Source organism: Singulisphaera acidiphila DSM 18658 (genome assembly GCF_000242455.2).
In the GTDB taxonomy this organism is placed as follows: Bacteria; Planctomycetota; Planctomycetia; order Isosphaerales; family Isosphaeraceae; genus Singulisphaera; species Singulisphaera acidiphila.
The window spans coordinates 6,338,386-6,360,141 of record NC_019892.1 but is presented as its reverse complement, the minus strand read 5'-3'; the positions used below and the strand labels follow the sequence as shown (position 1 = coordinate 6,360,141).

The 21,756-nt window shown below is 61.6% G+C and carries 15 protein-coding genes; 9 read left to right on the top strand and 6 right to left on the bottom strand.

Annotated elements, in window-relative coordinates; genetic code table 11:
- The first annotated feature begins 194 nt into the window (after positions 1 to 194).
- Positions 195 to 461: a hypothetical protein gene (locus SINAC_RS24955; RefSeq protein ID WP_015248343.1), complete on the top strand. Its 267-nt coding sequence runs from the start codon at positions 195 to 197 to the stop codon at positions 459 to 461.
- Positions 462 to 548: 87 nt separating this feature from the next.
- On the opposite strand, the gene ygfZ is transcribed toward SINAC_RS24955, so the two are convergent.
- Positions 549 to 1,610 (bottom strand): CAF17-like 4Fe-4S cluster assembly/insertion protein YgfZ, encoded by a 1,062-nt coding sequence (gene ygfZ, locus SINAC_RS24950; RefSeq protein WP_015248342.1) that lies wholly within the window; start codon positions 1,608 to 1,610, stop codon positions 549 to 551.
- A complete protein-coding gene (locus SINAC_RS24945; RefSeq protein ID WP_015248341.1) occupies positions 1,607 to 2,836 on the bottom strand; it encodes a lactate racemase domain-containing protein in 1,230 nt (409 codons plus the stop codon). Before SINAC_RS24945 ends, ygfZ begins: the two co-directional genes overlap by 4 nt.
- Positions 2,837 to 3,097: 261 nt before the next feature.
- On the opposite strand from SINAC_RS24945, the gene SINAC_RS24940 reads away from it, so the two are divergent.
- The 5 genes from SINAC_RS24940 to trpD all read left to right on the top strand — a co-directional run bounded on the left by SINAC_RS24940 (position 3,098) and on the right by trpD (position 10,445).
- Positions 3,098 to 4,396, top strand: a complete 1,299-nt coding sequence (locus SINAC_RS24940) for a hypothetical protein (RefSeq protein ID WP_015248340.1) — start codon at positions 3,098 to 3,100, stop codon at positions 4,394 to 4,396.
- Positions 4,393 to 5,979, top strand: a complete 1,587-nt coding sequence (locus SINAC_RS24935; protein WP_015248339.1) for a tetratricopeptide repeat protein — start codon at positions 4,393 to 4,395, stop codon at positions 5,977 to 5,979. The genes SINAC_RS24940 and SINAC_RS24935 overlap by 4 nt, the downstream gene beginning before the upstream one ends.
- 993 nt (positions 5,980 to 6,972) lie before the next feature.
- On the top strand, positions 6,973 to 7,458 hold the full coding sequence (locus SINAC_RS24930; protein ID WP_015248338.1) for a TraR/DksA family transcriptional regulator: 486 nt from the start codon (positions 6,973 to 6,975) through the stop codon (positions 7,456 to 7,458).
- Positions 7,459 to 8,001: 543 nt separating this feature from the next.
- Complete coding sequence (locus SINAC_RS24925) at positions 8,002 to 9,417, top strand: trypsin-like peptidase domain-containing protein (RefSeq protein ID WP_237722748.1); 1,416 nt, start codon at positions 8,002 to 8,004, stop codon at positions 9,415 to 9,417.
- Positions 9,414 to 10,445 carry an anthranilate phosphoribosyltransferase gene (gene trpD, locus SINAC_RS24920; protein WP_015248336.1) on the top strand — a complete coding sequence of 344 codons (1,032 nt, stop codon included), beginning with the start codon at positions 9,414 to 9,416 and terminating at the stop codon, positions 10,443 to 10,445. The genes SINAC_RS24925 and trpD overlap by 4 nt, the downstream gene beginning before the upstream one ends.
- 168 nt (positions 10,446 to 10,613) lie before the next feature.
- Here the strand turns inward: trpD and SINAC_RS24915 are convergent, their stop codons facing one another.
- The gene (locus SINAC_RS24915; RefSeq protein WP_015248335.1) at positions 10,614 to 12,125 is read right to left on the bottom strand and encodes a Gfo/Idh/MocA family protein; all 1,512 of its coding nucleotides are present in this window, start codon (positions 12,123 to 12,125) and stop codon (positions 10,614 to 10,616) included.
- 469 nt (positions 12,126 to 12,594) lie between these two features.
- Between SINAC_RS24915 and SINAC_RS24910 the strand changes: the two genes are divergently transcribed.
- Together SINAC_RS24910 and SINAC_RS24905 are read left to right on the top strand one after the other, a co-directional pair.
- Entirely contained in the window at positions 12,595 to 13,059 is a 465-nt protein-coding gene (locus SINAC_RS24910) for an SRPBCC family protein (protein WP_015248334.1), read from the top strand.
- Positions 13,060 to 13,338: 279 nt separating this feature from the next.
- Positions 13,339 to 14,319, top strand: coding sequence for a zinc ribbon domain-containing protein (locus SINAC_RS24905; protein WP_015248333.1), 981 nt, complete (start codon positions 13,339 to 13,341; stop codon positions 14,317 to 14,319).
- A gap of 140 nt (positions 14,320 to 14,459) precedes the next feature.
- On the opposite strand, the gene SINAC_RS24900 is transcribed toward SINAC_RS24905, so the two are convergent.
- The 3 genes from SINAC_RS24900 to SINAC_RS24890 form a co-directional block, all read right to left on the bottom strand.
- Entirely contained in the window at positions 14,460 to 15,812 is a 1,353-nt protein-coding gene (locus SINAC_RS24900) for a GNAT family N-acetyltransferase (protein ID WP_015248332.1), read from the bottom strand.
- Positions 15,813 to 15,900: 88 nt separating this feature from the next.
- On the bottom strand, positions 15,901 to 17,514 hold the full coding sequence (locus tag SINAC_RS24895) for an OmpH family outer membrane protein (RefSeq protein WP_237722747.1): 1,614 nt from the start codon (positions 17,512 to 17,514) through the stop codon (positions 15,901 to 15,903).
- On the bottom strand, positions 17,514 to 18,230 hold the full coding sequence (locus SINAC_RS24890) for a glycosyltransferase family 2 protein (RefSeq protein WP_015248330.1): 717 nt from the start codon (positions 18,228 to 18,230) through the stop codon (positions 17,514 to 17,516). Before SINAC_RS24890 ends, SINAC_RS24895 begins: the two co-directional genes overlap by 1 nt.
- 374 nt (positions 18,231 to 18,604) lie before the next feature.
- Between SINAC_RS24890 and SINAC_RS24885 the strand changes: the two genes are divergently transcribed.
- Positions 18,605 to 21,745, top strand: a complete 3,141-nt coding sequence (locus SINAC_RS24885) for a tetratricopeptide repeat protein (RefSeq protein WP_020466749.1) — start codon at positions 18,605 to 18,607, stop codon at positions 21,743 to 21,745.
- The last annotated feature ends 11 nt before the right edge of the window (positions 21,746 to 21,756 follow it).

Genomic DNA, 21,756 nt, shown 5'->3' with positions numbered 1-21,756 from the left:
AACGCAACCGAGGTGGAACCCGCTCGAAGTTGAGCCGTGGGGCCGCTCCAAATTGGCTTGACCCATGCTCGTTTGGTGAGGATGATTCGAATGGCTCCCAATGAGGACCGGTCTTGAAAGTGAGCGCGCCCGTGCTTGGCCGCGCTGGTCCGTAGTCGAACGGACCCAACCCTCGGTGTTCAAGGAGGATTCCGATGACGTTTGATGAGTGCCAGTCGACGCTGGCGGTGATTCGCCAGAAGCAAGGGACTCGTTGCCCGTTGGTACGGGTCGACTACGCTGGCCGGGTCATCCGCGGCCGAGTGGCCCGCGCGGACGGCGACCCCGGGTATGGGCACGAGCAGAGTTCCCCTTATGGGGTGATCGTTCTCGAGAACCTCGGCCTGAGTCCCGCGCCGGAAACGATCCTCCAGATCGCCGATATTCCTAAAGGTGCCCTCAAGGAACTGAACGCCCCCTGATCGAGTCAAGTTCCCAAGGTCGAAGTCGGGTTCCCGAGTCGCCGAAGGTCGGCCGTCTCAGTGCTCCCGACTCGACCCAAAGGAAATTCAGGCTGCGTCTGGACTGGGGGGTAGCATCGGCAAGTCGCAAACGACGACGCTCCGAGGCTCCCCTTCCCCTTCTGCCCCCTGGCAGAGAAGCTCGGTTCCCGCCTCGGCATGCGCGGTCCTGACAAAGCCAAGGGCGACCGGGCAACCCCATCCCGGCGAGAACGCCGTCGAGGTGAGTTTCCCGATCGTCTTGCCATCGCGCGTCAGTACGGCATTCTCAGCCGTAACGTCCTCGGGCGTCAGGAATTTGAGTCCTTTCAGCACCTTGTTGACGTGCCCCAGCGCATCGATCCGAGCCACGGTCTCCTGCCCGAGATAGCAACCTTTCACAAAGCTGATCGCCCGGTTGTCGCGACCGATCTCCTGGGGCAAATTCTCCTCCGTGACCTCGCGCCCGAAAGCCGGCGTGCCTGCCTCAATTCTCAAAAGGTCGAACAACGCAGGGTCGAGGTCAACCAACCCCAGTCGCTCACCCAAGGAATGAAGCTGAGCGGCGACCTTCGGCGCATCGGCAAGGCCACCGATGATCGTCAGGCCAGGCTGACCGGTCGGCGCTTCGCGAATCAACTGGACAGGGCTCCCACCGATTGCAGTGGAGCCGTGATTCAAGTCACCTTCCGTCGGCAAGTCGGCTCCGGCCAATCGAACGAGGTCGGCGGCACTCGCGCCCGACAGATGAAACTCGAAGGTCTGCGCGCTCAGGTCGTCGATCGAGACCTCGTCAAACACCCCATACTTTCGGAGGTGGGGCAACAGCAATCCGGCTCCGCCCGGATCGGTACGGAGCAGAATCCGATCCTCGGACGCCAGAAGCGTGACATAGCCAAGGGTCTTTCCTTGCAGGCTCGTCACAAACGCCTCGTGCCCCTTGCCCACGGCCAGGCGTTTCACGTCATTGGTCGTCAGGTTGTGCAAAAACTTCGCGCGGTCAGCCCCGCCGACCTCGATCCGCACTCGGTCGGTTCGGTCAATGAATCCAGGCTGGGACTTGAGCGTACGGTAGAGGTCATTCGGTTCGACCATCGGTCCTCGAATCCCCTCGTTGTTGGTCGGAATCATGCTTCGGTCGAATCGTTCGACTCGTCAAGAACTTCCACGGAGGTCAACTCCGCCTGACTGAGGAACAGGCAAGATCGGCTGGCGGAAACCAACCGACGAGCCTCTTCGGCCCGTTCCAGGGGAACCATCGAAAGATCCTCAACGTCGTCCGACTTCAACGAGCTGAGCAAGTAGACGTCGGCCCAGGCGAGTGCACTGGCCAGCGAGCGGGCGGCCGAGTAATCGAGGTCGGCCTCGTGGCCACGGAGTGCTTTCAGGGCCACCCGTGGATTGTCGACCGCGATCAGCCTCTGGAATGCCGGCCCGAGCCCCCCTTCGGCCCGAGAGAGAATCACAATTTTTCCTCCGCGCTCCACTAACCGAGCCGCATTGCTCAGCCCGTCGGCGAGTTCTTCTAAAGTCGAGGGTACGCCAGGCCGACCGACCCCCGCCACGACAAGTTCCGCCCTGGATTCGACGCGGAATTTCCAGAACCGATCGATGGCCTCGGCTCCTTGCTCGCGAACGGCCGAGTCCAGCCCCGCGACCACCTCGGCCGGACCGATGACTCCGGGCACGAGGCCGAGATGGAACTGGCTCCCCAGGAGCCAACTCGCTTCGGTCACCTCGCTAAGGGCCTTTGAAGGCTGTTCGCGATTGAGCTCGGCCTCGCTCGCCCAGCCCCGGAAGGCCTGTAAGGTCTCGAGATCGCTCAAGCAGGGATAGAGCGTACGCCAGGGCCCGCGATAACCCAGAACGTCATCAGGCCCGAGCCGACCGATGGGTAAAACGAAGTCGGCGTCGGTGACGAGCTTGTTCAGATAGACCCGACGGCCGCTCTGAGTGCTCGCCAGATAGGCCAGTTGCTCCCGATCGGCCGGGTCGTGGACGACCAACGACACTTGCTCCGGCAACTCGAGAGGGGCAATCCCGGGGGCCGGGCCGAGGGTTGAGAGGACCGTCATGGAGGCAGGGTCGACCCCGGCATTCCGGAGCGTTTCGCAGACCCCTCTGAGAACGGCAGACGCGTGGGGCTCTCGCGCATCGAGCGCGATGACCACATGATCGCCTGGGACGACGGCCTGACGCAACGGCGGATATTGCCGAGGATTCTCCAGCGCTTCGATGACGAGACGTTCGACGTCCTGAGGTGCGACACCTGCCGGTCCCTGCCATTGGCCGACCAAGCGGTCCTCGGGAACGTCTAACTCGAGCCGCTCATCCTGAAATGTGACACCGACCTGCATAACCCTCCCCAGCACAAAGACGGGCCCGAATACCCGTGCCCCACCCTTTCAAGACTTCCAACTCATGATAGGGTCTCTGTTTCGGGGCGACAAGCGGATCGAACGATTCGATGGACTCAAAGCGAGTGGTTGACCCAAGCCAAGGATTGATCGATAATCATGATAATTATCACTTCGGATCCACGGCGATGGCTTTCTGTCCCGCCGATTGGCCTACGATTGCGAGTCGATTCCTCAGGTCACGGCGAAGGGTGAGGACCGTTGAACCTCCTCGAACGTACGCGGCGGCTGCTGCAAGGTTTGACACCGGCCTCACCCGCCAAGGTCCAGTACTACAGCGTCGCCTGTCCTGAAGGGCATCGGCTCCGGGGCGAGCGGACCGAAGGATACCAAGCGCTCCGTTGCCCAACCTGCGGCGAGGGAATTTTCGTCCTCCCTCGGAGCCCCTTGCCCGAACCGGTTGTGGCCGAGACCGCTCGCGGCTCCCAATCGGCACGGGCTGCGGTCGATCCCGAGCGTGAGGACGAACCGGTCCGCCTCTCTGACCCCATTCAGACTCCCCAACCCGAGTCGGCGGATGTCGATGGCGAGATCGAGTGGGTCGATCCGGCCTTGCCCGAGGTACAAGCCGATTCCAGCAAGAACTCCGATTTTTTCGAGAGCTTGTCCGTTGAGGAGCAGAAGGCTCAGGGCCAGGCCGTCAACAAAGGACGCCCCCCAGGAGCGAAGACAAGGTCGGGAGTCTCCAAGGACCGGCAAGCCTCGGATTCGCCCGGAGCTCCGCGACCGGATCGTGAGTCACCCCGAATCGCAGTGGCACCTCGCGAGTCTCTTGCCGATTGGACTCGTCGTCGACGTAACCCATTAATTTTTTTGGCTGTGGCCATGATCGTCACGGCCACAGTCGGCTTCCGGGTCTGGCGTTCGAAGTTCCGGGATCTGCCTCGGGTCGTCGAGATCGCGCGAGTCCAAGGGCTCGAGGCCCTCGACGCTGGCGACTTCGACACCGCCCATCAACTCCTGTCGGATGGCAAGCGCGCGGTTGAGGCCCTCGGTGGCGCGGTCGAAGGGGCAGCGGAGGTTCGCCACGGCGCGGAGGAAGCGGCCATCTTCACGACGCTCGTCGCTGAGCCCCTGGAACAGATCCTCGCCGAGGCCTCGGCCGACGAGGAAAAATGGTCGGCTCGGTTTTCCACCTTCTACAAGGGACGCTCGCTCTTCCTCGATTGCACCATCAGGGCCGTTCCCGACGCGACCGGTTCCGGCTCATACGACCTCGACTATCGGATCATCCCAAACGGCGAGGGGGAGGGAAGCCGACCTGGTCTCCGCGTCGGGCGGATCGACTTGACCGGCTTTCGGCTCTTCGAGCTCACGCAACCCAAGCTGGGAGACCATGTCCAGTTCGGCGCACGCCTGGCGTCGGTCACTCACGACATCAATAAGGGGTGGCTGGTTGGCCTTGAGCCGGAGAGCGGCGTGTTCCTGACCCATCCCCGGGCTCTCGAAGCCATCGGACGACCTACCCCCGAGGAGGCCTCGGGAGAGGCGTTGCCATGATCCGGCGCATGGTTCTCCTGACCGCAGTGCTCGGTCTGCCCCTACTCCCAACATTCGCCCGAGCCGCGGCGACCTCGGTCGACCCCTCCGAACTCACCAAGCGTCCCGACTTGATTGGACGCGAAGTCAGTGTTGACGACCGGGTTGCGCTCTTCCTGTTCCACCAGGGGCGCGACTTCGATGAGATTACCTTGAAACGGACGCCGGTCCTGTTTCGTCTTCCGCCACGACTCCGTTACCGCCAGTCGCCCGGGGTCCCGGCCGTCCGCCTGACCGGAATCCTGAAACGAGAAGGGGAACAATGGGTCTGCGACGTCACCACGATCGAACTCTTTCCCAAAGACCTGGTGCGGTTGAACCGGGGCGTCTCGATCCTACCCGCCGGTGAATTCGAGAAACGAACCGCCTGGGCCGCCTGGGCCGATCGCCGGGCCAAAGAGTTCCAGGATGAAGAGCTGCTCAAACGGGCCCGCGAGATTGAGGGGGACGCCATCCGGTTCGAGGCGGAAAGTCGGTCGACCGACCCCGCCAAACTCTGGCTCAAACTCGCCCACCGCGCCCGCGCACACGGGCTTCAAGAACCAGAACCGTCGGCCCTGGCCCATCGCAGCTTCCGCGCCCGCTTGGAAACCGCAAAGGAACCCGAAGCGTTATCCAGCCTCCTCACCGACCTGAACGCCTTCCTCGCCGATTCCACCACGCCGGTGGCGGTCGACGCAGCCGACCTGGCCACCTGGGAAGGTCCGTATGCGACGAAACCCGCCGAAACTTATCGGGCGGCTCCCGTGCCGGTCCGCAAGACATTCGACCACCGGCTCTGGGCCGACGTCACCCAGCGCCTGCTGGAACGAACCGCTGAGCTCGAGCCGCACGAAGCGTTGAACTTGGCCGAGCGAGCGCGTCGCCAACTTCCAGACCGGCCAAAAGTGGCCGAGCGGCTCTATGAACAAGCCTTGAAGGCCAAAACGGTTGCCCTGGCCACCCTTCGCCTGAGCGAGGTGAAATCGCTCGCCAAGATCTACAGCGAACAATTGCACCAGCCCGAGCGCGCCCGCGACCTCATCCGCAGTTGGCTCGACGAACAACGAAGCCACCAGATGAGCCCGACCGATGCCGAGGGTCGACTGGGACTGGCCACGCTCTATGAAAGCTTGATCGAGGACAAAGAGACCGCGATCGAGTTGCTCCAAAGCGCCTGGAAGATCGACCCGCAATCCAAGGAAGTGGCCGACGCCTTCCGACGACGAGGATTCCGCAAGGTCGACGATGAGTGGGTCGAGTCGACCCGGTCGAAACCAAACTCCGAGGGGAGTGTCACGGCCGAACTCGAAACCACCCCGCCCCCTGCCCCTCAGAACCGAAAACTGACGAACCTGACCACCACACAGGTCCGGGCCCTCCTCGGAGGAAAACCAAACCGGGTCATCTTCTCAGGCACGCAAGGACAGCTTGTCGAGCAATGGATCTACTTCGGCACGAAGCAGGACCAGTATATTAACTTCTTGAGAACGCCCGGTTCCGACGCGCCACGCGTCATTGCCTACTACTCACTCCCCCGGTCAGCCCACTCTCCCCGTCCCTGAACATACCACCACCCACACAACCTCATCAAGCAACCACCATCATCCACTCACGCCCGCAATCGCAATACGCCATTCCAAAAATATCAAACGGACGGATCTGTGGGCGAGTTGGGAGTTCGTCCCAACATTAACAACAATGCGAAGGGACGAGCGAACCTACTGAGGTCAACGGCATCCGTGTTGTCGTTGTCATTGAAGACGAGCGTTCAAAATGCTTCGGAGCAACGGTCACGGGGAACTCAAAAAGACGTAACACGTCAAAGAGTTCGAATCAATCACCCGGGGACGCATCGAAGTCGTGTGCTTTCGATGAATTCCGAAGAATTTGTGACGAAGTAGTGACGTACGACGGTCAAGAGCTCGATATGAGGAGGGTGGAAACCGACAGACGGCCCACCGTCGTCGCCCAAGAGTCGGCTCAGAAAGTTCGCCGGAGCACTCCCCTTGAGGCTCTTTTCATCAACGTGGGAAAAAACCGCGACTAATGATGGACGGAATTTGCGTCTGACTAAGGGGGGCATTGAGCGATGGGGAACGTCGATGGCTTGTCGCGGAAAGTTTCTGGCGTCTCAATGGTCCACTCCGGCGGTCGGTTCATGGTGCTTGGCGGTGGAACTCAATAGGGATTGTCGTGTTCGAAACCGTGACCAAACCCAGTTCCAAAAAAAAAGCCGAATTATGGCAAACCATTGTGTCTGAGCGACGTATAAGTTCTGAGACTCGACAAAAAAGGTCCCCGTCTCTTGCCTATGGCGCATAATGTGCTCGGCTGATACGACGCGTGACCTTCCCCTTGAGGGTTGTTCAGCCAGGATCGGTGCGATCGGGTTCTAGACTGTTGGACACAACCCGGTCCGACTTTTTTTGATCTCGGATCCGTGGAACTGTTTCTTTTTTTCGTGACCGGGTTTTCTGCTCCGAGTGATAGCGCGGGTCCGTCGGTCCGATCTCGGCAACCGTTGATCCGCTTCGACGTACACCTGGAGGTGTAACATGGCCCGCAAAGATGCCTTGCTTCGACTTCACTCACGGTTGGTTGCTCGTCGTGACGCCTTGCGGAAAGCTTTGAACGGTGACCTGGAAAGTTTCCGTCAGTTTGCCGCGCTCAATGTTGTTGGTGATAACGTCGATGCCGCGGTTGATACCGCCAACGATGAGATCTGCTCTCAGTTGGTCGAGATTGAAAGTCGCGAACTCGGCCAGATCGAGCATGCCTTGCAACGGATCGTTGAAGGCGTTTACGGCCGTTGCGAATTTTGCAACACAAAAATTGCCGAAGCTCGCCTCAATGCACTGCCGTACACAAATACCTGCATCGACTGCCAGCGCGAGAACGAGCGGCAGGGGCAGGCGTTCGGCGCAGGCGCGGACGATCAGCGCTGGGCGAAAATCTACGACAAGCCGAGCGACGACAGCGACGGCGACTCCGATATCCGACTCAGCGACTTCGAAATGGACATGAGCGAAACGGGCCGCTAAACGCACTGCGGACGGTTCGACCAGAGTCTTCGAATTCGATCGCGAGATGGCCGCCGGCAAATCCGGCGGCCTCCTTTTTTTTTCCCGATCGCTGACGAACAAAGTGATCGGTCCAGAGCACACGCCCTTGCCAAAACAAGGGAGGGCGACGGCGCGGGCTCCCCGCTTCGGACAACGGTTAAAGCGGAATGTGAGTCTTGCCGATTTCCCCTGGTCCTCGCCCCCTCGCGCCGAGTCGCTCTTTGACTTGCACCGCGACGCGGGGATATATTAGTGGTGGAAAGCCTGCTCGCCGGCCCGGTTGGTAGGTCTAGAGATATCCTCAACGAAACCTCCTCGGCTCCGCCCTCCTGTCGGTCCTGGCGTGGAGATCGGTAAATCATGGCGCGCCCCTCATCCCCGTATCTGCTTTTGGCGACCCTAGCCACTGGCGTCATCCTTGGTGTGGCCTTCAGTCGAGGCGGGCACTTGGTTTCGGCACAAGCAACCGGAACAGCGCGACCGGAGGCCGCCTCAAGTTCCAGTCTCGCCTCGACAGGCCCCGTGAACGCGACGACAACGAAGACTGAGACTGATCTCTACGAAAAGGTCGCCCGCCAGTACGAACTCTTTGCCCATGTCAACCGCACGTTCGAGCTCGTGGCCGAGGCGGTCTCGCCGTCCGTGGTTCATATCGTGGCCCAGAAGTCGAGCCGGGGGGAAGGGGATAACTCCTCGCACGTCCGCCGTTTCGAGGAGACCGGATCAGGCGTGATCGTACGGGCCGACCGTGGGAAAGAGCTTTACGTTCTGACCAACAACCACGTCGTTGATGGGGCCCAGCCCGAGAAGATCAAGATCTTCCTCAAAGATGGCACGGCGATTCGCCCCAACCGCACCTGGCTCGACGCCAAGGCCGACATTGCGGTCCTCGGCCTGGGCCGCGACGACCTGCCCGCGGCCCGCCTGGGCGATAGTGACGCCGTCCCCGTCGGAACCTGGGTCCTCGCCCTCGGAAGCCCGTTCGGCCTGACCCATTCGGTTAGCCAAGGGATCATCAGCGCCCGAGGACGGCATATGGACGAGCTCGAGGATGTCGAGAACCAAGACTTCCTCCAGACCGACGCGGCCATCAACCCGGGAAATTCGGGAGGGCCGCTCGTCAACATGAAGGGCGAGGTGATCGGCATCAACAACTCCATCGCCTCCAACGGCGGCGGTAACGAAGGGGTTGGCTTCAGCATTCCGATGAACCTGGCCCATTGGATCATGAACCAGTTGATTGCCAATGGCCGGGTGACTCGCGGTGCGCTCGGGATCGACCTCCATCGCGAGACGGAGTATCGGACCGAGGATGCCCTGTCTCACGGGCTTGACCGCACCAAGGGGGCCTGGGTCTCGGTCGTCCACCAATTCTCGCCTGCCGCGGATGCAGGCCTCCGGGACGATGACATCATCCTTCGCTTCCGTGGTGTCGAGGTTCAAGACCTCAACCACCTCATCAACATGGTCTCGATGGCCCCCATTGGCCAACCCGCCGAGTTGATCGTGCTCCGGGAACGCAAGCAAATTCGATTGACCGTCAAGGTGGGCGAACGCGATCGAACGGTCGTTCAGACGGGTCCTATTCCCGATCGTTCGCTTCCTCGCGGCCCCCTCCGCCGCCCAGGCCGCCCGGCGCCGACCTCGAATTATGCGTTGGGCCTGGAACTCTCGACACTCGACGACACCACAGCTCGTCGGCTCGGCCTGCCGGGAAATCCCCAAGGTGCCGTGGTGGCGAAGATCGCCCCCGATAGCCCATTAGCCGGCGTGTTCAAGGCCAACGACATCATCTCAAAGGTCGATGGCCAGTCGATCGCGACCGCCGACCAGGCAGTCAAGGCACTGAACCGTTCAACCGACCAGAAGGCAATCGAATTGGAGATCGACCGCTTGGTTGAAGGTGCGATCGAACACCACTCGGTCAGCCTCCCATGACATTCGGACTGAGTGAAGCACTCAAAATTCTTGGTCCGGGTCGCGACCTGTCCGTACAGGAGACCTCGGCTGTGGTCGCCGAGATCATGGCCGGAGAAGCCAGTGACACGCTCATCAGCGCGTTCCTGACGGCCCTGCACATCAAGGGCGAATCGGCCGACGAGCTCACCGGAGCCGTCCAAGCCGTCCGCGATCGGATGTCGGGCTGGGATTCGACAGGGCTCCCCGGTTCCCTCCTGGATACTTGTGGGACCGGCGGCGACGGTGCCAACACCGTCAACATCTCGACTGCGGCCGCGATCGTGGTGGCCGCGTGCGGAGTACCGATCGCCAAGCACGGCAATCGTTCCGCATCAGGCAACTCGGGCAGCGCCGAGGTTCTCAACGAGCTCGGGGTCTCCGTTGAGGCCGACCCGACGGTGGTCCGCCGTTGCCTCGTCGAGACAGGCATCACGTTTCTCTTCGCTCCCAAATACCACCCGGCTTTGAGGTTCGCCGGCCCGGTGCGTCGCCAGCTTCCCTTCCGTACCCTCTTCAACCTGGTCGGCCCCCTGGCTAACCCCTCGCGCCCTGACTTTCAGCTCGTCGGCGTCCCTGGAGAGCAGCAGGCCGAACTTGTCGCCTCTGCCCTAGCACGGCTCGGCTGCCGCCGGGCGGCGGTGGTGACCGGTTCCGACGGCCTCGACGAGGTAACCCTGGGAGGCCAGACACGGGTCCGCTGGGTCGAGTCGGGTGTCATAACCTTCAAGAGCTGGCATGCCGACGACTTTGGGCTCGCACCCACCGACGCTGAAGACCTCCGCGTCTCGGGTCCCCCCGAAAGCGCAGAGCGGATCACCCGGTTCCTGGCCGGCGAGAAGGGACCGGTCCGCGCAATGGTATTGGCCAATAGCGCCGCGGCGCTCCTGGTGGCCGGAGTGGCCGACTCCCTTCGTACTGGAGTCGAGCGAGCTGCTGAGGTTGTCGACAGCGGCGCAGGAGCCGCCTTGCTCAAACGCTGGGGAAAGATCAGTCGGTCCGCACCTTGATGGCTGAGGCTCTCTCAAAGAGGCCGATTTGCCCCGCCGACTGAGATCGTCTCTTAGCCCATCAGTGGATTCACCTGTCCAGTCCAGCCCGCTTTAAAAAAGAAACGGCCGCTTCCGAAACGAGTGTTTCGGAAGCGGCCGTGACTCATTGCGTCAAAGACTCTGAGTTCACGCCTTTGCGGCGGGATCCTCACCGTCGATCCAATCCCCTTCGAGCTTCTGGTACTCGGGGGGATGGAGCAACGAGCCTTCGTCGCCGGCCTTCCAGCCGATCACGTGGTTCGGCTTGCCGCGAAGCTTGCTTCGCTCTTCCCAACGGGCGGCCCAAGACCGGTCGGCCTCGGTGACAGCGCCTGTGCCCTTGTCGAGGAAGAGCGCCTTGCCTTCGCGGTACGACTGAACGCCCATGTTGACCGTCGCGATCGCGGCATAGCCGAGGTCGGCCGGGCAGCGGGTCTCGGGGTTCCTCGAGCGGATGCACTCGATGAAGTGGTCCCAGAGCGCCCGGGTGTCTTTGTCTCCGCTGGGATCGAACTTGGCGTTGTGGTGCGTGCCGCCGCCATTATTGGAGTTGCGGGTCGGCGGAGCGGGGGCACCATCCGGCGTCTGCGGAATCACGTCGAAGCCATCGGCCGTGAACACGATCGAGCCGGTGTGGCCGCGGATGACCTCGTCGATGGTCGTCTTGTTGGTCATCGTCGCGGTGATGAGGACCTGGCAACCTTCCTCGTAGTCGGCCACGACCGTTGCGACGTCCGGCACTTCTCGGCCGTCATACTCCATGTAGAGGCCACCACCGCCGACCACCCGGCTCGGGAGCCGAACACCCATCGCCGTGATCAGGTGGGTGAGCTGGTGGACGAACAGGTCGGTGTACATGCCGCCGCCGAAATCCCAGTAACAGCGCCACTGAGCATAGCGGGCGCGGTTGAAGGGCTGCTCGGGGGCCAGGCCGAATTCGGTGCCGAGGAACATCTTCCAGTCGACCGTTTTCGGGTTCATGTCCTCGGTCAGCTTGTAATACCGCCACTGCCCGACGTCGCTGTTGCGGTAGTACTGAGTCTGCCCCTGGACGATCTTGCCGATCTTGCCCTGGGTCACCAGCTCGTTGGCCATCTTCCACTGGGGATGCGCCGTCGACTGAACGCCGACGGTGAAGATCTGCCGGGTCCGCTTGACCGTCTCGGCCACCTGGCGGGCCTCGTCGATCGTGTGGGTCATCGGCTTCTCGCAATAGACGTCCTTGCCGGCGTCCATGGCGTCGATCGACATCTTGGCGTGCCAGTGGTCGGGCGTGCCGATGACGACCGCGTCGATGTCCTTGGATTCGAGAAGCTTGCGATAATCCTTGGTGACATGCGCTTTGTCATTCGGATCCAGGCCGCAACGCTCGGCCGAGGGATAGAGCCCTCGCCCCACGGCCTTGTTGCCGTCCCACACGTCGCAGACCGCAACGATGTCAACGGGCTTCTCTTCCTTCTTCATCGCCAACAGGTGGCCGATGTGCGCCTGGGCGCGTCCGCCGGGCCCGAGGATCGCGAAGTTGAGCCGATCGTTGGCCCCCTTCACGTTCTTGCCGATGGCAGGATGGGCAAAAGTGCTGGCGGCCACCACGGCCCCCGTCGCCACACCTGCCGTCTCGATGAAGCTTCGACGGGTCAGCTCTGGTTTCTCAGTCATCAGTGTTCGCTCCGGGGATGGGAGTCAGCGTCCATCGGGCGGCGCAACCCGGCAGTCACGTTCCCGCCACAATCGGCGACTCATCCTCGACGAGTCACTCGGACCATCGTCGAGGAGGTTCCAGGCAAAGAATCACTCGGCAATAACGACCGTTGTCGAAAAATCGAAAAATCTAGCCGTCACGATAACTCCCATCTGGGATTCGGTCAAGGACTTGCGACCCGCGTGATGCAAGTCCCGAACCCTTGCTCCTATTTCTCCGAAAAATCGAGAACCTCTCATGACAGAAAACCACTGCGTCAATCATTGCAATCACTCACGCACGCGGACGCATTATTGACAAACGTCGGGGAATGCCTCACACTAAACTAAGGAAACGGTCAGTAGGACGTTTCCTCGTTGGAACCGAGAGTTACGGTGGCTTCGCCTGCTTGGCTGATGGCTGGTTCATCTCCGACTCGAGGTGAGGATGCGTTTCGTCAAAGAATCGCGAATCGCTGCGCCCCCCTCGGCTGTCTTTGCATTCCATGAGAGCCGTGGGGCCCTTGAACGTTTGTCGCCTCCCTGGGAGCCTGTCGAGTTAGTTGAAGGGGGGGATTCGCTCCGCCCTGGAAGTCGGGTGGTCTTGAAAGTGAGGCTTGGGCCGATCCCACTGCGTTGGGTCGCCGAGCATACCGAGTACGAACCTGGGCGACTCTTTGCGGATCGACAGGTGAGCGGCCCCTTTGCCCACTGGTATCACCGTCACCTCTTTCTCGATGACGAGGCGGGGGGAACGATCCTGAGAGACGAGGTCGACTACACGCCCCCCCTGGGTTGGCTGGGGCGACGTTTCGGGAAGAAATTCGTCGAAGCGCGATTGAATCGGATGTTCGACTACCGTCACGATGTCACTCGCCGCAGCGTCGAGAAGGGGACTGCTCCATGTCCATAACCTCTTGACTCGACTGCCGCAACGTTTGGTGTCATTTAGGTTCAAGCGTGGGATCGCCATGCCGGATTGTCAGCTTGGGTGGAGTCCGGGAGTGAGAATTCCGAAGGCTTTTCACGAAAAGCTGACGAAGGTTCGGAACTCGATAACTGTTTCGGGGTATAACTTTAGAGGACGCTTGGTCGCTCAGGCCCTCAAGGTTTCGACAAGATTCCGGCGTGGTGAACGAACACTCGCTTACTTGATACTTGTAGACAGCGATGGGACTACGGATAAATAAATATGCCTCGCACCATTCAATGCAATCAATGTGGGGTCATCCTCAACCTGCCCGAAAACTCGGGTGGGAAGCGGCTGAAGTGCCCCAAGTGCGGGACCAAGTTCGTGGTCGGCCCCGACTCGTCGCAATATCCCACAACGGAGCGGAGCGATGTCGACGCCCGAGCCGCCTCTTCCTCACTGCTCCAGTCGGGCGGCCACGGTGATTTTTCCTTGCCAACGTCTGCGGGGGATCTGAGAGAGACTTTCGATCTCCCGTTGATGACCGAGGCCGCTTCGGCGCCGGCCGGCGCGGCCAAGCCCGCCGCCACCGACACGGCCGCCGATGCCCTAATGCTTTTTGACGAACGACAAACCGTTCCTCGACGGAAGTTGGCCGCGGAAGCACGGTCGAAGGCGCGTCGTTGTCCGACCTGCGGCGGCGTTGTGCCCGTGGGGATGTCGATCTGTTCGTCCTGCGGCCTCGACCTGGAATCGGGGGCGCGCGTTCAACTCGACAACGATGACCTGCTCCCCTCGGCACCGTTGCGATCCTCAGGGCCTCCGCTCCCGGTGACGATTATTGCGCTGGTGTCGCTTCTGGGCAGCTTGATCCTGGCCCTCTACTCCACGGTCCAGTGGTTCAAGGGGGTTGATGGTTGCCAGTATTTCATCCCCGTCTGCCTCTTTGGTTGTTTCGCGGCCGTGCATCTGCTCCGCGGTCGAACCGCCAAGCTTCTCATGGTCGCACTCGCACTCGGAGCCATGATCGACGTCGCGGCCCTGATCGCGATGCCCGTCTTCGAAGCAAACCAGGCCACTCGGACCGTTGAGGTCAAGCACAACGCCGATGACCCTGACGCCGCGAACGTGGCCATCGAGCCGATTACCGATCACCTCGATTCTCAGAAGCTCGGGCTCGGGATCGCAATCCTCCTGGCCTACGCGGCGGTCTCAGCCTACCTGGCATCCCCATCGGTCAGAAACCACTACGCCCGCAATTGATTGAGCAGGGGATGCGAAGTCGGATCCCTCTCTCGAGAACAGTCCAAATGAACAAAGAGCGGCCCAGTCGGCCGCTCTTTGTTCGTTCCCGGTCGCTGCCTTTTTCTTTCAAGGCGTAGGAGACCGCATGGAGCCCTTCTCTATGCGGTGGCGCTATCGAGAGGGCTTCGCCAGATCGGTCGGACCGGAAAGAGGATCCGCGCGGCGTCGAGGGCGGTGCCGGTGGACGACTCAAATCCTTCCTCGGTGGCCGCGCCATCGATCCCGCAATGGCCCATCAAGAGCCGGACCAAGGTCGAGGGTGAGAGCGTCAGGTGTCGTCGGCTGAGCTTGTCCGATTCGACCCGCGATTTCTTCCCTTCGATATGAATCAGCCAGCGTCGATCTCCCACGGTCATTCCCAGTTCCAGCGGGACCGACGCCCCTGCATGCTCAGCGCGACGAGCGAGTTCAGGGAGGATCGACTCGAGGAACAGATCGATGTTGGGAATGTGATACATCGAACACGTCCCTTCGTAATCCTCCTGGTCGATGACCTTACCTGAAGCCGCGCGGAAGGCCTCGAGCACCGGATGATCGACCGGGGCTTGCACGATCACCTCGGGGTAAGCGCGTTCCAAGGCCTCAGCTCGTACACGTCCGAGCAAGGCTTTGAGCGCCTGCGGATGAGCCGGGTGCGACGCGATCTCGAGGATCTTGTGGTCCTTGACGAACGCGTAGCCGCGAACCGTTTCCCCCTGGCAGGCAACCCAAATCACGTGGGCGTATTTGCGGCCGATAATCCACCGCCAGTAATCCTCGGATCGAACCACGGCTCCCGTAGTATCGGCGTACTGGAGTTCGTAGAGGGCCATCAGGTCGTTCAGCTCGACCTGACGCCAGGGACGCACGTTCCAGAAGCCGCTCCGTCCCTCGATCAGGCCATCGCTGACCTGGGGGAGGTTGCGGCTCAGAGTCTGGCCGAAGGTCTGGCGACCGCAGACTCCCCATCCCAGAGGACGGTAGAACTGGGGCATACCGGTCGTCAGGGCCTGAACGGCCGCCCCTGTTTCGCGAGCACGGTCGTCAGCCAGCCTCATGAGGTTCTGCGCAAAACCCATGCCCCGATACTCGGGCAGCGTTCCAACCCACATCACGCCGTTCAGCGGCAACTCGACCGAACCATAGCGGATCCGCCGTTCCGTCAGATGGATATGGCTCACCAGCCGGTTATCCACCTTGACGAGCAAACGTTGCTCCGGCCGGTAGGTCGGGTCGCTCAGCGCCCCTAAGTACGCCTCACGGTCGGGACCGTGGAAGACGTGCAGCAGCGACTGATAGACAGCTTCATGGTCTGCCTCGGTGCCGAGGCAGAATTCGACGGAGCCGCGACGAATCGGGAGCCGGATAACCGGCGAGGGAACTTTCATCGGGACGACCACCTTGGAGACGCGCCGCCTGGAACTCGAAGCGGGGCGGAGGATCGAACCGCTCGACCGGAGCCGTTGCCTCATTGATGCCCTCTCATCAATTATTCTAAGGCCAAACCGAGGGGTTCGCCGCAATCAAGGGCGGACTTTTTGCCGTTTTTTTCGACAGGACTCATTCACCCGACGCGGGCAGGCCCATCGATCCGACCAGCACTTCGTGCAATCGACGCTCAGAATGCAACACAAAGGCGTATTCTCGGTTCCGTGCCACCACATTTCGCCCCACGACTGCCACCATGCGTGCTTGCTCGGCTTGCAACTGATCGCGGATCGGATTCACTCCGACCTGGAGCGATTCATTCAGCCGGCGGATCTCCTGGAATCTCGCAAGCCGCTCTTGGTGCGACGCGACCGAAGATGCAATCGCAGCCTGTTTCGCGGCCACGAGCGCTTGCGTTTCGGGCGTCAGTTCCGCGACGTGACGGTCAGGATTATAAGTCAGGTCGCGGAGACTGCGATTGAGCGAAGCCAGACGTTCCGCGCCGGCCGGGTCAAGACCGAGCCCCAGCCAAAGGGTCATCGAAAGCGTCAGGTAGTCGGGCGGCTCGATCGCGAAGAAGCCACGGATAATCTCGTCGCCCAACTCATCGTACTTGGCACCGCCGATACCATGGACGAAGAGGTCACCGAGCAAGAGACGAGCAAACATCGTGGTCGTGAGCGCCCGCGTCCTCAGTCGGATCCTCTGGGCCGGCAGGTTCAGCAATTGCTCAACGGCACAACAGGCGTCGCGGTCGGGGGCCAGCGGCAGTTCGAGGAACGGCTGATCCTCGCCCCCCGCGCGAAGTTCCATGGTTCGAGGGAGTTGCCGGACAAAGAGCGATCGGCGTCTCGGTTCCGAACCACGCCAGACCCAGAATGGGGCCTCACGCCACTCATCCTGACGACTCAACGCGGGAACCGGATGGTGCCGGCTCCGGATCTGATACCGGGCGCGGTAGCGGGCCAGGGCCTCGTTGTGTACGGTTTGAAACCGGGGTAGATCCGCCAGGAGGTGTGAGGCGAACCAAAGAAACCCTTCGGTCTCGCACACGGCACTCAGCGGAATCTCGGCGTTGTGGACCCCCCACGAACCTTCGAGCTCGCGACGGGCCGCAGCGAACCGCAAGCCGAGTCGCCGGGTCTGCTCACGGCGTTTGAGGACCAGCGGCCAGAACGTGTCGATCAGAGGGTCGGCCACGGAGTCGGTCAAGACAGCGCGGACGCGGGTCCCGAACGACTCGAAGAGGCCTTCATCTTTCACATTCAGATCTTCAAACGGGAGATCGCCTGTCCACTGATCGTACTCGACGCGTTGGACCTGGAGACCACCGTCGACGCTCTTCTGAGGAACACGAATGGCCGACGACTTGTGAAGGTCGTTATCAACGATGAAATTCAGGCCGATCCCGCGCTGGTGTTGGGCGAGCGCGGCAACGGCGAAATTCTTGACCCAGACGCCCGGATGATACAGCTCGGGTTGATGCCCGGTCACGACCAAGGGGACCGACGAGTCGGCATGGGCCGGAACATCGAGTCCGAGCCGAGTCAGGTAGTCGCGTGCCCCTTTGAGGACCTGCGAGCGCACTTGGCCACGGAGCCGACTGGACCGCCTCCCTTGAAAGTCGTAGTCCCAGCGTCCCAAGCGTTCGACATTGCCCGCGGTGACCGGGGCCGCCTCGCCCAGGGGAGGAACCGCGAGCAAGGCTCCGTCGTCTGAAGGGGCCCGCAGGCGGTGGGTGCTCATCAACGACATCCCCCGGAAACCTCGAGGCCCGCTCGGCGCATCGCTTCGTGAAAGACCGACCGATAGTGGTTCAAACGATAGTCGGCCTGGTCGAGGGCGCCCCCGAAGGCTCGCGACTCGTCGAGATAGATCAAGGGGACAGGCACCTCGAGGATCGACAACTGATGCGCGACCGCCTGGACCCAGACCTGGAGCGGCATGGCATAACCCAGGTCGGTGATCTCGAACGCAGGGAGCGCCGAGGCCCGATAGGCTTTGAAGCCGCAGAAGGCGTCGGTCACGTTGAGCCCAAGGCACTCATTGAGCCAGCGCGTCACCTCGACGTTGATCCGCCGCCGCTCTTCGGGTGGGATCTGCGACGGGTCGAAGATCTGCAGATATCGGCTCCCCGAAACGATGTCCGCCTGGTCCAGGTGCGACGCGATTTCGGGGATCCGGCAAGGCTCGTGCTGGCCATCACAATCGAGCGTGACCAAGCCGTCGTACTTCCCCTCAAGGGTCCGCTCGAATGCGCTGCGGAGCCCCGCGCCGTATCCAAGGTTCTTGGGGTGACGAATCACCTGGACCGACGAGAAGTTCCGGAGCAGGTCGGGAGTTCGGTCGGTGGAACCATCGTCCACAACGAGAACGTCCTCGCTGAAGCGCAGAACCTCGGTCAGAACGGACTCGAGGTGAGCCTCTTCATTGTGAACAGGAATGGCGGTGAGTATTCTCATTACGCGAACTCGCGGCCCACGGACATCAATTCCCGCACTCTTAAACATCTTAACTCAATCTTCCCGCAATTCTTGGACCCTCGCATTCTAGATTAGGGGAAACGGAAGTCAACGGACCCTCAAACGAGACCTTGATGGGAAACATCCACCCCCCTTGACCGAGCCTGTGAAGGGCTTCTAGCATAGTGACCTCGCTTCACCCTTACGGCGTACGCGCCATCTTTCATTACTCATCCCCAGCCGCGACTGATCTGATGACCCAATCCGAAACGCCTGTATCTCGCTCCGAGTCCGAAAAAACGGCCTCCTCCGTCGATGCAGTAGCGGTCGCCGAGACGCCCCCTCCCGCGCCTGAGCCTTGGACTGGGGAGCGAGTGCGCGAATGGAACGCCTATTACGACCTCTATGTCGTTCTCGGAGTCGTCTTACTGGTCTTTGTCGCCTCGGCCAATAAGATCTCCCACTCCTCGATCTGGTCACAGCTAAAGTCCGGCCAAGTTATGGCAGCCAAAGGGGTACCGGTACCGCTCGTCGCGGATCCCTTTTCGTATACGATGCAAGGCAAACGCTGGATCAACATCCCCTGGCTCTTTGAATGGAGTCATGCCCTGCTCTACGATGGGGCCTACCGCCTGGTTCCACCCGACAATAATGACGTGATCTCGCCCACGCGTCGGTCCGAGCAGGTGGGTGCGGGGGCCTTGGTCGGTTTAACGGCCCTGATCCGAGTCGCAACGTTGCTCGTGTTGCTCGGGATACGACGCTCCGGACCGGGCTTGTGGTGGTCGGCCGTTTGCGCCACCCTCGCACTGGGAGCCGTCTACAGTCCGTTGGGCGTGATGCTCGGTGGGATCGCAGGGCCGGCCTCCGTTTCACCGGAGACGTGGGGACAGCTCTTCCTTGCGGTGGAGTTGCTGCTCTTGCACCGCACGATCAACCTTGATCGGCCGCGTGCCGCTTATGGGTTGGTCCCCTTGTTTCTGCTCTGGGCCAACGTCAGCGACTCCTTCCTGATCGGCCTCTTCCTGCTCACGGCAACGGTCATCGGCCGCCGTTTCCGAACGGCCGGCCCCAAGGAAGGGGTGGACCCCTTGCCCTGGACTCGGGGCCTGAGCTTGGTCGGCCTCTGCGCCGCGGCTTGCTTGCTCAACCCGTCCTGGCACCTGGCCTATCTGGCCGCCTTCGAGCCTTTCCTTCAACTCTTCCAGTCGGCGGGAGGCGTCGTCTCCAGCGAGCAGCTCTCGTACTTCGGCAAGGGGATTCGCGGGCGGAACCCCACGCAGCCGGGTTCGGTCTGGATGCTACTGATCGCCTTCTACCTGGTGATCGTGCTCCTGGGCCTCTTCTCGTTCGTACTGAACCGCAAGCGATTCTCGGCCAGTCGATTCCTGACGTTCGCGATCATGGCCTTCCTTTGGGCCCTCTACATCCGGTTTGGCAGCTACTTCGCGATCATCTTCGCCGCCACGCTGATGTTGAATGGTCAGGAGTGGTATCAAGACCGGTTTGGGCTGGAAGGTCGTCTCGGCCGAGGGTGGACAGCCTGGTCGACCGGCGGTCGCTTCGTGACCATTCTTCTGGTTTTTCTCCTGGTGGCCAAATGCCTGACCGGCTACGGCCGGACGACAGGTGAGAGTGTTTTTGGGTTTGGCTTCAACCCCGACGACTTCGCCTTCGAGGCGGCCGACTATCTCAAGTCGGCGAAGATCCAAGGCCATATCCTCAACACAACGCGGTTGCAGGGCGATTCGCTGATCTGGAGGGCTTCCCCTCACCAGCGCCCGTTCATCGACGGCCGCGCGCACCTCTACCCGCAGGCGCTCCAGGAGGAATTGCACCAGATCCGCCTGGCACTGGCCGAAGATGCGGTCCAGACCTGGAAGCCGCTCCTCGACCGCTCTGGGATCAGCGCCGTGATGATCGAGCCGTCGACCGCCCCGAAGACCTATCGGAGCTTGATGCAGAGCCCCAACTGGATCCCCTTCTATGACGATGGCAGCGTGGTCATGTTCGGCCGCGCCGACGCTCCGGCAGCCGACCTCGCCTTTTTCGAGTCGTCCCGGCTCGAGCCCGAAACGCTCGCTTATCGCTCGGAGAAGGCCCTCCCCCCCTTTGACCGGCCTCCCACCCCGGTGGGCCGCATGGACGAGATCTTTCAGAATCGCTTCGGGACCTATCCGCAACCCCATACCGAGGCGGCGGAGCGTTGGTTGCAGGGCCTGACGAGCGAGGCCGATGCCACATCAATCCCGGATCCCGCCCGCTGTCTCCTGGCGATCCGTGAAGCAAGGATCGCGCTCAGCCGAAAACCGGACGATACGCAAGCGTACCGGATCTTGAGCCGGGCCTATCGCGACCTGATGATCCAGGAATCCGCCCTGCTAACCGGTATCAAGCTGACTCCCGAAAATCGCGACGCCCTGAACCGGGTCGTTCTCCAGCCTCGACTGCTCATGAATCGGTTCCGCCAGCGCGTGACCTCGCTGAATTTCGCCATCCAGTCAACCCCGCCTCCCAAGCGGCGTGAGGAACGCCTGGCTCTCTTCCGACTCAACCTCGAGCTCTCTGAACTCTACATGTCTATGAACTTCCTTGATCTGACCCGTGACCGACTCCAGGCGGCACTCGCGCACTCGGATCAGGAGAATCCGGAATTTCAGAGCCAACTGAGCCGGCAATTCAACCTGCTCGACGACCAGATCAAGCAGCTTCAAGAGAGCCTGACGGAGATGCTCGGTGAGCAACAACTCGGACCGATCGAACGCGCGGACTACGCCATGCGCCAGGGCGCGCCTGGGCTGGCGATCCAGGAACTGGAAGAAGCGCTTCAGATCAACGTCTCGGTCAACACCGTGAAACCGCTGCTGGTCGATCTTTACTGCGACACCGGCCAGCCCGAGAAGGCACTCGACATCCTGGCCACAAGCACCACCATTGATGACCCCACGCTCGGGGCAGAACCAGGGACCTCCGCCTACCGCCAGGGACGCGTTTACTTTCTGCTTGGCAATTACAGTTACGCGGCATCCCTCTGGAGGAACTACGGCATCAGGCAGATCCGCTTCGAGCGAAGTTTCGCGGCGCTGGGGGCGGGAACGTCGCTGCTTCACGGCGAAGCGAAGTCGGCCAGCACGACCTTGATGAACCTGCCTGGAAAATTGACGACCCAGGCAGGCTGGCAGAACGAGCTCGCACTCTGCGAGCTCGAATCGGGCGAGTCCACTCAGGCGGCGGAGGATTTCATCGCAGCCCTGAACTTGTTGCCCAACCTGCCGACCCGCCCGGTCGTGGCCTATTACCTGGAAAAGCTGGGCAAGCCGGTCCCTCCCCTCCCCCTGCCCAAGTCAACCAATCAGACTGAGGACGCCAAGCCGAAAGCCGAGGAGGCCACACCCAAGGCCGATGAGGCAAAACCACAGACAGAGCCCGACAAACCAGCCCAGGACGCCCCCAAGGTGGATCGGCCAACCCCGGAAAGCCCGAAGGAAACGGAAGCGGCCAACCCCCCCGCTTGACTCACCATCGT